Source organism: Halarcobacter anaerophilus, assembly GCF_006459125.1.
GTDB lineage: Bacteria > Campylobacterota > Campylobacteria > Campylobacterales > Arcobacteraceae > Halarcobacter > Halarcobacter anaerophilus.
The window spans coordinates 108,204-121,167 of record NZ_CP041070.1; the positions used below are offsets into that span (position 1 = coordinate 108,204).

The 12,964-nt window shown below is 30.7% G+C and carries 13 protein-coding genes; 10 read left to right on the forward strand and 3 right to left on the reverse strand.

Features of this window, described 5'->3' with window-relative positions:
• A complete protein-coding gene (locus AANAER_RS00580; RefSeq protein ID WP_129081335.1) occupies positions 1-996 on the forward strand; it encodes a leucine-rich repeat domain-containing protein in 996 nt (331 codons plus the stop codon).
• Between the two features lie 14 nt (positions 997-1,010).
• On the forward strand, positions 1,011-1,331 hold the full coding sequence (locus AANAER_RS00585; RefSeq protein ID WP_044419115.1) for a nitrogen fixation protein NifQ: 321 nt from the start codon (positions 1,011-1,013) through the stop codon (positions 1,329-1,331).
• 6 nt (positions 1,332-1,337) lie between these two features.
• Here AANAER_RS00585 and AANAER_RS00590 read toward each other — a convergent pair whose 3' ends face one another.
• Entirely contained in the window at positions 1,338-2,240 is a 903-nt protein-coding gene (locus tag AANAER_RS00590; RefSeq protein ID WP_129081336.1) for an RluA family pseudouridine synthase, read from the reverse strand.
• Positions 2,241-2,378: 138 nt separating this feature from the next.
• Between AANAER_RS00590 and purB the strand changes: the two genes are divergently transcribed.
• From purB to AANAER_RS00605, 3 genes are all read left to right on the forward strand, one after another.
• Entirely contained in the window at positions 2,379-3,707 is a 1,329-nt protein-coding gene (gene purB / locus AANAER_RS00595) for an adenylosuccinate lyase (RefSeq protein ID WP_129081337.1), read from the forward strand.
• Between the two features lie 27 nt (positions 3,708-3,734).
• On the forward strand, positions 3,735-6,119 hold the full coding sequence (locus AANAER_RS00600; RefSeq protein WP_129081338.1) for a ribonucleoside-diphosphate reductase subunit alpha: 2,385 nt from the start codon (positions 3,735-3,737) through the stop codon (positions 6,117-6,119).
• Between the two features lie 74 nt (positions 6,120-6,193).
• Positions 6,194-7,213, forward strand: coding sequence for a ribonucleotide-diphosphate reductase subunit beta (locus AANAER_RS00605; protein WP_044419108.1), 1,020 nt, complete (start codon positions 6,194-6,196; stop codon positions 7,211-7,213).
• An 87-nt stretch (positions 7,214-7,300) separates the two neighbouring features.
• Here the strand turns inward: AANAER_RS00605 and AANAER_RS00610 are convergent, their stop codons facing one another.
• Positions 7,301-8,179 carry an EamA family transporter gene (locus tag AANAER_RS00610; RefSeq protein ID WP_129081339.1) on the reverse strand — a complete coding sequence of 293 codons (879 nt, stop codon included), beginning with the start codon at positions 8,177-8,179 and terminating at the stop codon, positions 7,301-7,303.
• A 144-nt stretch (positions 8,180-8,323) separates the two neighbouring features.
• On the opposite strand from AANAER_RS00610, the gene AANAER_RS00615 reads away from it, so the two are divergent.
• The 4 genes from AANAER_RS00615 to AANAER_RS00630 all read left to right on the forward strand — a co-directional run bounded on the left by AANAER_RS00615 (position 8,324) and on the right by AANAER_RS00630 (position 11,499).
• Complete coding sequence (locus AANAER_RS00615; RefSeq protein ID WP_129081340.1) at positions 8,324-9,211, forward strand: AraC family transcriptional regulator; 888 nt, start codon at positions 8,324-8,326, stop codon at positions 9,209-9,211.
• 90 nt (positions 9,212-9,301) lie between these two features.
• Complete coding sequence (locus tag AANAER_RS00620; protein ID WP_129081341.1) at positions 9,302-9,943, forward strand: putative metalloprotease CJM1_0395 family protein; 642 nt, start codon at positions 9,302-9,304, stop codon at positions 9,941-9,943.
• Positions 9,944-10,362: 419 nt separating this feature from the next.
• Positions 10,363-10,809, forward strand: coding sequence for an acyl-CoA thioesterase (locus AANAER_RS00625; RefSeq protein ID WP_129081342.1), 447 nt, complete (start codon positions 10,363-10,365; stop codon positions 10,807-10,809).
• 75 nt (positions 10,810-10,884) lie between these two features.
• A complete protein-coding gene (locus AANAER_RS00630; protein ID WP_129081343.1) occupies positions 10,885-11,499 on the forward strand; it encodes a LysE family translocator in 615 nt (204 codons plus the stop codon).
• A gap of 8 nt (positions 11,500-11,507) precedes the next feature.
• On the opposite strand, the gene AANAER_RS00635 is transcribed toward AANAER_RS00630, so the two are convergent.
• Positions 11,508-11,990, reverse strand: coding sequence for a c-type cytochrome (locus AANAER_RS00635; protein WP_044419099.1), 483 nt, complete (start codon positions 11,988-11,990; stop codon positions 11,508-11,510).
• 155 nt (positions 11,991-12,145) lie between these two features.
• Between AANAER_RS00635 and AANAER_RS00640 the strand changes: the two genes are divergently transcribed.
• Positions 12,146-12,964 (forward strand): OmpA family protein, encoded by an 819-nt coding sequence (locus tag AANAER_RS00640; RefSeq protein ID WP_129081344.1) that lies wholly within the window; start codon positions 12,146-12,148, stop codon positions 12,962-12,964.

The window sequence follows — 12,964 nt, forward strand, 5'->3', positions numbered from 1 at the left end:
ATGAAGAGTGATATTGAAGAGTTTATAAGATGGGTTAAATCTAATGGATTAACTTCTACTATATCAACTCATATAGATGATATTAATATGATGACTCATCTTGATTTATCAAAGAAAAAGATTAGAGAATTGCCTGAATCTTTCGGAGTTTTAAAAAACTTAAGCGTGTTAAAACTCTCTAATAACAGATTGCAAAAGCTTCCTTCCTCTATAGGAGAGTTAAAAAATCTTAAAAATTTTCAGTGTGAAAACAATCTTTTGGAAGAGCTTCCCTCTTCTATAGGAAATCTGTCTAAATTGATGATATTAAATCTAAACGGAAACCGTTTGGAATCTCTTCCTGAAGAGATATATAATTTATCATCACTTACAAGACTTACTTTTGCCGCAAATAAGATAAAATCTTTATCTAAAGGTTTGGGAAAACTAACAAAACTTTTATATCTATCTTTTGATACTAATGAGCTTGAAGAGTTGCCTGATGCTTTTTCAAATATGAAATCTCTTTATTATTTGGATTTATCATACAACAAGTTAAACTATCTTCCTGAATCAATATCAAAAATAGAAGAGTTGGAGACTCTGCTTTTAGAAGGAAATCAACTAAAAAATTTACCCTCTTTAGAGTCTCATGATATGTTGATAAAACTTGATTTAAGTGATAATTCTCTTAATCAGTTGGATTTTAACGTGAGTAAATTAGAGGATTTAAAAATACTTATTTTGGATAATAATTTTTTAAAGAGTTTACCTGATGAAATTTGTAATCTGAAAAATTTGACGAATTTGAGTATCAGTTCAAACTCTTTAATAAGTTTGCCTCAAAATATTGGTGCCCTTCAAAACCTTGAAGAGTTGGATATCGAAGATAATGAGATAGAAAAACTACCTCAGTCTATTAGCTTATTAAAAAATCTAAAAAATCTTTATATAAACGGTAATAAAGATTTGAAAAGACCGCAAGGTTTGGATTTGGAGTATTGCGACATAGATTAAGAAAGGAGATTGAAATGAGTGATTTAGAGATGATGGAATTTGAAGTTTTAGAACTTCTTCAAAAAAATGCAAACGATGATTATGCTAAAAATACATTAGCTCCTTGGATAGCTAAAACCTCTCTTAGAATGGGACACCTTTATTCTGATTTGGGTCTTATTAGCAGAAAAGAAATGGGAAGATTAATGAAAAATAATTTTACGGCTTTAGCTAATATCAAACCTAAAGATATAAGATGGAAAAAGTTCATTTATGACAGCATAGGTAAAACCGCACCGGCTTGTGCAACGTGTAAAGATATTACAAATTGTTTTCAATGCTCTTTGGCTTCATAAAAAGCTTTAAGAGCTAAATTGATTATAAATATCTCTGTTTTTAGAGAAAATTTTATAAATAACTTTTTTGTAAGTAAACTCTAAATAGTTTGCTTGAAGCCAGAGTCTATTTGAACCTGTAGTTTTTATTCTTTCTTCTATTAGTAGAGTTTTATCCAAATAGGCTTCTGCCGTATCGTCATTTACTCCGTAAATAGGATCTCCTAAAATTTTATGACCTATTGAGTATAAGTGAACTCTTATTTGGTGTTGTCTTCCTGTTATAGGAACTACTTCTAAGAGGGTTAAATTTTTTTCTTTATTGTATTTTAGAGGTTTTATGTGAGTAATGGATTCTTTTCCTTCCTCTTTTTCGCATGTTGTCATACGAACTCCGATTGCTTTGCCCTCTTTTTTCAAGTTTTTGTTTATTGTTATCTCTTTTTTTATCTCTCCCTCAACAATCGCCAAATAAGATTTTTTGTACTCTTTTTTTTCAAACATTGTTGCCAAAGCATTTGTAACTTTTTCATTAAATCCCACAAGTACCAAGCCTGAAGTCTCTGCATCTATTCTGTGAGCTTGGTTTGCTTTGTCTCCAAAATGGTATCTGATTTCATCAAGAAGTGAATAAGGAGTCTTTTTTGAGATAGGATGAATCATCAGATTTGAGGGTTTATCAAAAATAGCAAAATCTTCAAAAACCAGTAAGGGTTTCAAACCTCTTGAATGCCCCTCAAACAGTGCAATATAGATGAAGTCGTCTTTAACCTCTTCTGATATGAGATAGGGTTCTTTTTTTATATTAAAAACTCTGCTTCTTGATAGTAAACGATTGGCTTCACGGGGCTTCAATGGTACTTCTTGCATTAATGCAACTTGTATTTTTTTACCCTTGCTGACAGAAAATTTTTTTAAAACAAATGGCAAAGTTAATTCCTAAAATTTAAGTAAAAAGTAAACAAAGATTAATGAAAATCTTTGGCTAATTTTGATAGGATATCATACTTAAAAAATAGAAAAAATTAGATAAAAACTACTGAAATATAGATAATAAGGGATTGCTAGATGGTTGAAAGATACGCCAGAGAAGAGATGAAGTCTAAGTGGACGCAACATGCAAGATATGCAGCATGGCTTGAAGTAGAAAAAGCAGCTGTAAAAGCTTGGAATAAGATTGGACTTATTCCTGACGAGGATTGTGAAAAAATAGTTAACAATGCTACTTTTTCGGTAGAAAGAATAGAAGAAATTGAAGCTGTTACAAAACACGATTTAATAGCATTTAATACAAGTGTTTCGGAATCACTTGGTGAAGAATCTAGATGGTTTCACTACGGTATGACCTCTTCGGATGCAGTTGACACAGGTGTTGCTCTTCAAATGAGAGACTCTTTAAAAATCATCATTGAAGATGTAAAAATGTTGATGGAGTCTATTAAAAAAAGAGCTTATGAACATAAATATACCCTTATGGTAGGAAGAAGCCACGGTATCCACGGCGAACCTATTACTTTTGGATTAACTTTAACCGTTTGGTATGATGAAGTAGCAAGACATCTTAAAAATCTTGAAGAAACAATGGACGTAATCTCTGTAGGTCAAATTTCAGGTGCTATGGGTAATTTTGCCCATGCTCCACTTGAACTTGAAGAGTATGCAATGGCAGAATTAGGACTTAAACCTGAGCCTTGTTCAAATCAAGTTATTCACAGAGACAGATATGCCAGACTTGCAACGGCTTTAGCTCTTCTTGCTTCTTCTATAGAAAAATTTGCAATACAAGTAAGACATTTACAAAGAACAGAAGTTTATGAAGCAGAAGAGTATTTTGCAAAAGGGCAAAAAGGAAGTTCTGCAATGCCTCATAAAAGAAACCCTGTTCTAACGGAAAATATAACAGGACTTGCAAGAATGATCAGAGCATATTCTGTTCCTGCTATGGAAAATGTAGCTTTATGGCATGAAAGAGATATTTCTCACTCTTCAACAGAAAGATTTTGGTTACCCGATGCATTTATCACTTCTGATTTTATGCTTCATAGAATGAACAGCGTAATTGCAAACTTAACTGTTATGCCTGAAAATATGATGAAAAATTTAAATCTTACGGGAGGATTGGTTTTCTCTCAAAGAGTTTTATTAGAACTTCCAAAAGCTGGAGTAAGCAGAGAAGATGCTTATAAAATCGTTCAAAGAAATGCGATGAAAGTTTGGGAAGAGATACAACACGGTAAACCTACGACTAATGAAGACGGTGAATCTTTATATCTTGGGCATCTGTTAGCAGATGAAGAACTAAGAAGCAAACTCTCTGAAGAACAAATAAGAGAGTGTTTTAATTACGAGTACTATACGAAAAATGTTGATGCTATTTTTAAAAGAGTATTTAAATAAGATAATTTTAGACTATAAGGCAATATTATGGGAATAATGATTGAAAAGAGAAATGGAAGAAAAGAGGTCTTAGATATTACTAAAATCCAGAAAATGACGACTGCAGCAACAGAAGGATTAGTAGGAGTATCTCAAAGTGAATTGGAATTAGATGCTCAGATTAAATTTATTGACGGGATGAGCTCTTCGGATATCCAAGATGCATTAATAAAAACAGCTGTTGAAAAAATTGATATTGATGTTCCTAACTGGACATTTGTCGCAGCAAGGCTGTTTTTGTTTGATCTTTATCACAGAGTAGGAAAAATTACTCATGGGTTAAAAGGTGAGGCTTACTGCCATTTAAAAGAGTATTTGGAATACGGTAAAAAAATCGGAAGATTGATTCCTAGCTTAGGTGAGGGATATGATTTAGACGATTTAAATGATTATATAGACCCTTCAAGAGATTTTCTTTTTAATTATTTAGGTGTAAAAACACTTTATGATAGATATTTGATTAAAAACAGAGAAGGAAACCCAATAGAACTTCCTCAACAAATGTTTATGGCAATTGCTATGTTTTTGGCTCAAAATGAAGAGAATAAACAAGAAAAAGCAAAAGAGTTTTATGATGTTGTTTCAAAATTTGAAGTAATGCTTGCAACACCTACTTTAAGTAATGCAAGAACAAACAGACATCAACTTAGTTCTTGTTATATCGGTTCAAGTCCCGATAATATTGAAGGTATTTTCGACGGATACAAAGAGATGGCACTTCTATCTAAATACGGTGGAGGTATCGGTTGGGACTGGAACCAAATAAGAGCTTTAGGCGGTGTTATAGATGACCATAAAAGTGCAGCAGGAGGGATTATCCCTTTTCTTAAAATCACAAATGATATAGCAATTGCCGTTGATCAATTAGGTACTAGAAAAGGTGCTATTGCAACATATATAGAGCCTTGGCATATGGATGTTGAAGATTTCATCGAATTAAAGAAAAACTCAGGTGAAGAGAGAAGAAGAACTCACGATTTATTCCCTGCTTTATGGATTCCCGATTTATTTATGGAAAGAGTAGTTGCCGACGGTTCTTGGACTTTGTTTGATCCTTATGAGGTAAAAGATTTATCTGAATTACACGGAGAAGAGTTCAGAAAAAGATATGAAGAGTATGAACAAGACGAAGCTATAACAAAAGATAGAATGAAAGCAAAAGATCTTTGGAAAAAAATTCTAACAAACTATTTTGAATCAGGTTCACCTTTCCTTTGTTTCAAAGATAATGCAAACAGAGCAAATCCAAATCCTCATGCAGGACATATTAGAAGTTCAAACCTTTGTACGGAGATTTTCCAAAATACAAGTCCTAATTACTATAAAATTAAAATAGAGTATGAAGACGGAACAATTGAAGCTTATGACGAAACTGATATTATTGTTGTAGATGGAGGTCAAAAGAAAAAGGCAAATAAAATTACCGCTCTTGATTCAATAAACGGTAAAAGAGTCTTTATAGTAGAAAAAGAGAAAACAGACGGGGATACTGCTGTTTGTAATCTAGCTTCAATAAATCTTGGAAGAGTTCACTCAAAAGAGGATTTACAAAGAGTTGTTCCAACGGCTATTAGAATGCTTGATAATGTAATAGATTTAAACTTCTATCCTTTAAGAAAAGTAAAAGCAACAAATTTAAAATCAAGAAGTATCGGACTTGGTGTTATGGGTGAGTCTCAAATGCTTGCGGAAAACAGACTTGTATGGGGAAGTAACGAACACTTTAAAAAAGTTGATTCCGTGATGGAAACAATCTCTTATCATGCAATTAAAGCTTCATCTGAACTTGCTGTCGAAAAAGGTATTTATCCTACATTTGAAGGTTCAAACTGGTCAAAAGGTATTATGCCTCATGATCATGCACCGCAAGCTGTAAATGCTCTTGTAGACAAAGATCTATTTGATGCAGGATATGATTGGGATGCTTTAAGAGAACAAGTTAAAAAAGACGGAATGAGAAACGGATATTTAATGGCTATTGCTCCGACTTCGTCAATTTCGATTTTGGTTGGAACAACGCAGGCAATTGAACCTGTATATAAAAGAAAATGGTATGAAGAGAATTTATCGGGACTTATTCCCGTAGTTGTACCTAATCTATCTCCTGAAACTTGGCAGTTTTATACTCCTGCATATGAAGTTGACCAGTTAGATATCATAAGAGCCGCAGCAGTTAGACAAAAATGGATAGATCAAGGTCAAAGTACAAATATCTTTATGTCTTTGGACAAAGCAAGCGGTAGATATCTTCATGAAATCTATACTTTGGCATGGAAGCTGGGACTTAAATCTACTTATTACCTAAGAAGTCAATCTCCGGAAGCTTCAAATGATGTAGAAGATAGAAGTATGGAGTGTGCAGGTTGTCAATAAGATAACCTTCTCTCCTCTTCTGATTTAAAAATACTCAAATAAAGAATAATATTTAAAAATAAAAGGTTGACCCAATGTCAAGAAAAACGATATATAATCCAGATTCAAGTGAGACTCTAAATGAAAGAAGAACTTTTGGCGGTAATCCTGATGGTATGATTAACTTTACCAGAATGAAGTATCAATGGGCATTGAATCTTTGGGATATGATGGAGGCAAATACTTGGTTTCCAAGAGAGGTGCAGATGACGGCAGATGCAAAAGATTATAAATATTTAGCACCGGCTGAAAAAAGAATGTATGATTTAGTATTATCCCAACTTATTTTTATGGACTCTTTGCAAACAAATAATCTAATGGATAATATTAATCCATATATAACAGCACCTGAAATAAATGCTATTCTTTCAAGACAATCTTATGAAGAGGCAAATCACAGTAAATCATATGCAGTAATGGTTGAATCAATCTCGGATAACACGGATAAAATTTATGATATGTGGAAAACAGATGATAAATTAAGAGAAAAAAACAATTACATTGCAGCTGTTTATAAAAATCTTGCAGGTGAAATTACCGATGAAAAAATAGTTTTGGCAATGTTTGCAAATCAAATTTTAGAAGGATTATATTTTTATGCAGGGTTTGCTGCAATTTATGCTCTTGGAAAATCAGGGAAAATGCTTGGAAGTTCTCAAATGATAAGATTTATTCAAAGAGACGAAGTAACCCATTTATTACTTTTTCAACACCTAATTAACAGTACAAGAAAAGAGAGACCTGAACTTTTTACACCTGAATTAGAACAAAAAGTAAGAGCAATGTTTAGAAAAGCAGTAGATTTAGAAGCCTCTTGGGGTGCATATATCACACAAGGACAAATCCTAGGGTTTACAGATGCAATTATTAGACAATATATCGAATATCTGGCAGATAGAAGATTTGAAGCAGTAGGATACGCACCTGAATATAATGTGAAACACCCTATTCCTTGGGTTGACGGTTATGCTTCATTTAATGACCAAAGAACGAATTTCTTCGAAGGTAACGTAGTTAACTATTCAAAAGGTAGTATCGACTTCGACGATTTTTAAAAAAGTAAATTTAATATAATTTTATGAAGGAGTGATTTTAAAACTCCTTCTCTAAAAATGCCTTTTTCTATATTTTTAATAAAAAAATTAAGTTCTACATATTTTTTGTAGAATTTTTTCTCCATAACTATTTATAATTAATGCAAAAATTATAAAAATTGAAGCAACAATTTTTATAAAACCCAATTCTTCATCTAGAATAAAATAAGAGCCTAATAAACCGAATATAGGTACCATTAAACCCATAGGAGCGACACTTGACGCAGGATATTTATGTAGTAAATTATTCCAAATCCAATAACCAAAAAGTGTAGTTGGATAAATTTGAAATAGTATAGAAAAAATTGCAGTTTTATTAAGATTATAGAAAAAATTTGTAAATACAGTATCTCCATGTGTTAAATAAGCTAAAATGAATAAAGGAATCGGTGAAAAAATACTTGCCCAAATAATAAAAGAAAATATATCTTTTGAATTAGCTTTTTTTACTATTATATTTGTGAAACTCATTGAAAGAGCGCCAACTAAAACTAAAATGAGTCCTAAAAATGTAACCGAACCATCTGTAACATTAATAATTAGACATAATCCAAATATAGCTATAATAAAGGCTAGTTTTTTTGATATATCTATTGATTCTTTTAAAATAATACTAGCTAAAATAACAGTAAAAAATGCACTTAATTGAAGAACCAGTGAAGCTATCCCTGCTGAAATCCCAAAATATATTCCAAGAGAAACAATTCCCCATAATCCTACTCCAAAAAGAAGACCATAGCTTATTATATATTTCATTGGGATATTAGGCCTTTTTATAAAAAAGATTAAAGGAAAGCTACATAATAAAAACCTTATCCCTGATAGTAAAAATGGATCAATTGAATTTAATCCAAGTTTTATAAAAGAAAAATTAATTCCCCAAATAAAGGTAATAAATATTGCTAATAAAAAATCATATTGTTTCATATCTTCATCCTTATCTCCTGATTGATTCAAAGAAGTTTATCATTTTAAAAAAGTTAATTCTTTACTGTTTATATAATAAAAGTTATCTATTTTTGAAAAAAAATATTACTATTTATGTTATAATTATTATATAAAGTGAGAATAATGAAAAAAAGAAGTACATATAATAGAGATATTCAAATATCAAACGATACGATGTATTATATATATGATTATATAGATACTGACATAAATATTGGTGATTTAGCTTTTAAATTTGGTATAGATAAAACATATTTCCATAAAATATTTAAAGAAGTAATGGGTTCTAACATTTATGAAACTATTAAATCTATACGTTTACAAAAAGCTTCTAATCTATTATTAACAAATAAGTTGTCTACAATAACGGAAATTGCCTCTATGTGTGGATATAGTTCTCAAACGTCATTTATCCGTTCTTTTAAGGAAAGATTTAATCAGACGCCGAAACAGTGGAAAAATGGAGGATATATTGAATATTCAACAAATATATTAAAAAATTCAAAACTTAATTTATATGATAATAGTTGTTTTGATAAAATTGAACCGAAAATTGTAAGAACAAAGGGGAGAAAAACATATTATATAAGATATAAAGGTTATATTCAAAGAGATGAATTAAAAAAGATTTGGCAAAAGTTATATGCTTGGGTATATACAAATAATGTAAAGAATTTTGAACAAATTGTTGTGTATCATGATAATCCCATTATTACTCCTGCAGAAGATTGTTTTTATGTTGCTGGAATTATCCCTGAAGAAAAAATAGGTTTGTCTAATACAAACTTACCATGTTTTTATACACCAGAAGCATTATATGCAACTTTTGAATTTAATGGGGGATTTGACGATATTTTAAGATTTACTCAATGGGTATACCATAATTGGTTACCTAGAAGTGGATTTGAAACAACTACTAATCCTCCATATATAACATTAAATAAAAATCATTTTATAGAAATTGATGGAAAATTTGATGTACTCTATTATCTCCCCATTCAATATATTTAGCATTTTAACTTTTTCAATAAAAAAGTAGCAATACCTACATAATATTATTACCCCTTGATTTTTTCATTTTCTTGTAATACAATTTAAATTATGGAAATAGGAAACAACACTTCAACCTTCGGCTATAGTGTCGACTATTTTTCAAGAGCAAATGCTCAACAACAAGCTGTATCCAATGACCAAGGAATAGAGCAAGATATAAGAAGTGTTGAAAAAGATGAAGCCTCTAATCAAACAAATAACAATCAAGAACAAACAAATCAAAGCCAAACACCTCAAAACAGTACAGAACTAACATCTGAAGAGAAGTCACAGCTTAACGAACTTAAAGCAGTAGATGCACAAGTAAGGGCACATGAAGCCGCACATCAAAGCGGACCTGCAGCTGTAGGCGGAGCATCTTATACTTATGCAAAAGGTCCTGACGGAGTTATGTATGCCGTTGCTGGAGAAGTTCCCGTACAGATAGAAACAAGTTCTGAACCTCAAGAAACAATATCAAATCTGCAAGGCGTGATTGCAACTGCATTAGCCCCTGTAGATCCTAGTCCTCAAGATATCTCTATTGCCTCTAAAGCCAGAGTACTGATGATGAAAGCTCAACAAGAGTTTGCACAAGAAATTCAAGAAAAGATATCAAATTCAAATGAGTATTCTCAAAATGCAAAAAACCAGTATGAACAAAATAGTAATTCCAAAGTAGAAGATAAAGCCGAGGATCTTACTGTTTAGTAAAAAAGCAAAATAAAAAGTTTTTCAAAGATAAAAGTTAGATTAATCGACATAATTAGAAATTATTTTACAAACTATATTTTCCAAATTTTGTGATAATTACTTTATAAATAAAATGTAACTATTTTGAAATATATAACTATTAAAATAGTGATATAAAAATTAAGGAGTGAAAAATGTTATTAAGTAAATATGAAAATTCGATTCTTTTTTTTACAATGTCGGCGGCATATTTTACGACAACTTTTTTAACGTATATTTTAACTTTTTAAAAAATATAAAAATTGATTAGAGATAATTAATTATTTTATAACATATTTGCTCAAAATTGTTTTTTTTTGCTTTTAAAATTAGCAATTTAAACCAAAAGCTAAATGCATTTTGTTAAACTTATTTTACCTTAATTTAGGAGTTAAAATATGTTTACCGAATTTATTACACCAAGATTTTTAGAAACAGATGCTTTAGGGCATATAAACAACAATACTTACGGTGTATGGTTTGAAGCTGCAAGAGATGAGTTTTTCCGTATTTTTGTTCCTGACTGTGATATTAAAAAATGGAACCTTGTTATGGCTCACAGCTCTTTTGATTTTTTAAAAGAGGTTTTCTGGGGGAAACAAGTTATTATAAAAACAGCAGTATCTAAAATCGGAACATCTTCTGTTGAGTTAAACCATGCTGTTTATCAAGAAGGAAAGTTATGTACAACCGGGAAGTGTATATTAATTCATTATGACTTATCAAAAAAAGTCTCTGTCCCTATTCCCGATTCTATTAGAAAAACTTTGGAAAAGCATATCTATCTTTTACCTTGGAGCGGTACTCTTGAAGAGTTAGAAGATAATTTTGAGGAGTTACCTTAATATTTATTTTTTATACAAAATATCTAATGTTTCTTCTTTATAAGTGATATAATAACTTTTTATTAGGAGGTTATAATGTCATTTTTAAGTATGCTTGCTTTTGCAGGTGCTATGTTTTTATTGGCAGCTACTCCAGGTCCCGGAGTTTTTGCAACTGTATCGAGAGCTTTGGCTTCTGGATTTTCAAATGCTTCATTTGTTGTTCTAGGTATTGTTTTAGGCGATATAGTCTTTTTACTTTTGGCGATTTTTGGGCTTAAATCTATTGCTCTTGTTTTAGGTGATTTTTTTGTTTTTGTAAAATATATAGGTGGAGCTTATTTAATCTATCTAGGGTATAAAATATTAAGTGCTAAAGAGCATAAGATGGATATAAAAGGTAAAAGTGAATTATCGTGGAAGAAAAATTTTATAACAGGACTCTTAATTACTCTTAGTAATCCCAAAGTAATTCTATTTTATCTTGGATTTCTACCGACTTTTGTAGATTTAAATAGTTTGACAAGTTTTGATATAGTGATGATTACTTTAATTGTAACTGTTATTCTGGGGTCCGTGATGTTGGCTTATGCTTATAGTGCAAGCGGGGCAAAAAAACTTTTTAAGAGTAAAAGTGCAGAGAAAAAGATGAATATAACCGCAGGAAGTGTTATGATAGGTGCAGGCGGTGCACTTATATTAAAAGCTTAGAAGGGGATTTAAAAATCCTCTTCATTGTGATAATATTCATTAACTCCGTTGAATCCTTCTAAAAAATATAAGAAAAAAGTTACATCTTCAATCTCTTCTTCGGAAATTTTACCTTTCATGCTGGGCATTGTATCAAAGTGTCTTATAACTCCTTGAAGACAGATTGTTTTTGCTTTGTTAGGATTATATAGATAATCTTTTACAAAATCTGCCGTTTCTTCTAGTTGGAATTCAATATCATCTTTGTGCCCTATTTGTTGTTTGAGTCTAAAAGAGATTTCGTTTCCTGTCGGAGCTTTGAGATTTAGAAGTTTATTCTCTTCTTCTAAAAAATTTTTCATAAGAAGTGCAATGGGCATTGATTTTTCATGGCATTGGGAACATTTGTTTTCAAATATTTTTTCACCTTTATTATACCTTTGTTTGTCAAACTCTTCAGGAAGAGCAAATAAGGAACTAAACAGAAAAAATGATGCGGCAACTACTTTCATAAGAAACTCCTTTTTTAAGATATTTTTATTATAAAATAAACTAAATAGTTAAAACTTATGTTTTTTAATTAAATAAGAATAGTTATTTGTACTCTATTTATACCTTTTTGATAATTAATAAGTTAAAATATTGCTAAAAACTAAAAGAGAATAATATGAGCTCAGAAAAGAAAGTTGTTTTTCTATTTTTGTTATTAATTATATTGATTGTTTCTTGTGTCTATTATCATGCTCCTAAAATAGCTAAAACAGAAGATTCAAATATAATAAATCAACCTACAAAAATCGCAATAGTTGAAGATAATCAAGATAGTGATATTAAGAAAGCTGAAGAAAATAATATTCCAAGCAGTGAAGAGAATAATATTTTAGAAAACAGTGAGGATAGTAAAATATCAGACTCTTTGGAAAACAAAGAAGATAATACTTCTCTTGAAGAACAAGTACAAGAGGATACTTCTACAAAAGAGACTTTGGAAAAGATTCCCGAAGAGGAAGTTCAAGAAAATGTCGAAGAAGTGGAAGGAAAAGCAACAGAACCTTTAATTCTAACTGGAGAAAAGTATATTAGAGAAGGAAATGAAAAACCTATAGAAGAACTCTCTATAAAAACACAAGAACTTCAACTTGAAATAAATAAATTAGTTAAAGAAAAACCCGTAATTTTTAAAAGAGCAGGATATAAAACAACTAAAAAAAGTGATATTACGATAAATCAAATAGCAGATATTTTAAAACAGTATCCTAATATAAGAATAGAAATTGCCGGGCATACCGATGCAGTAGGAGCGGCTAAAATGAATCAACAAATATCTTTAGCCAGAGCACAAAGCGTAAGAAACAGACTTATAGCTTTTGGAATATCCTCAAAAAGATTAGTTGCAAGAGGATACGGTGAAAATATACCATTGGAAAATACCGGTGGATATTCAAAAATCAATAGAAGAGTAGAATTTAACATAATCGAGGAATAA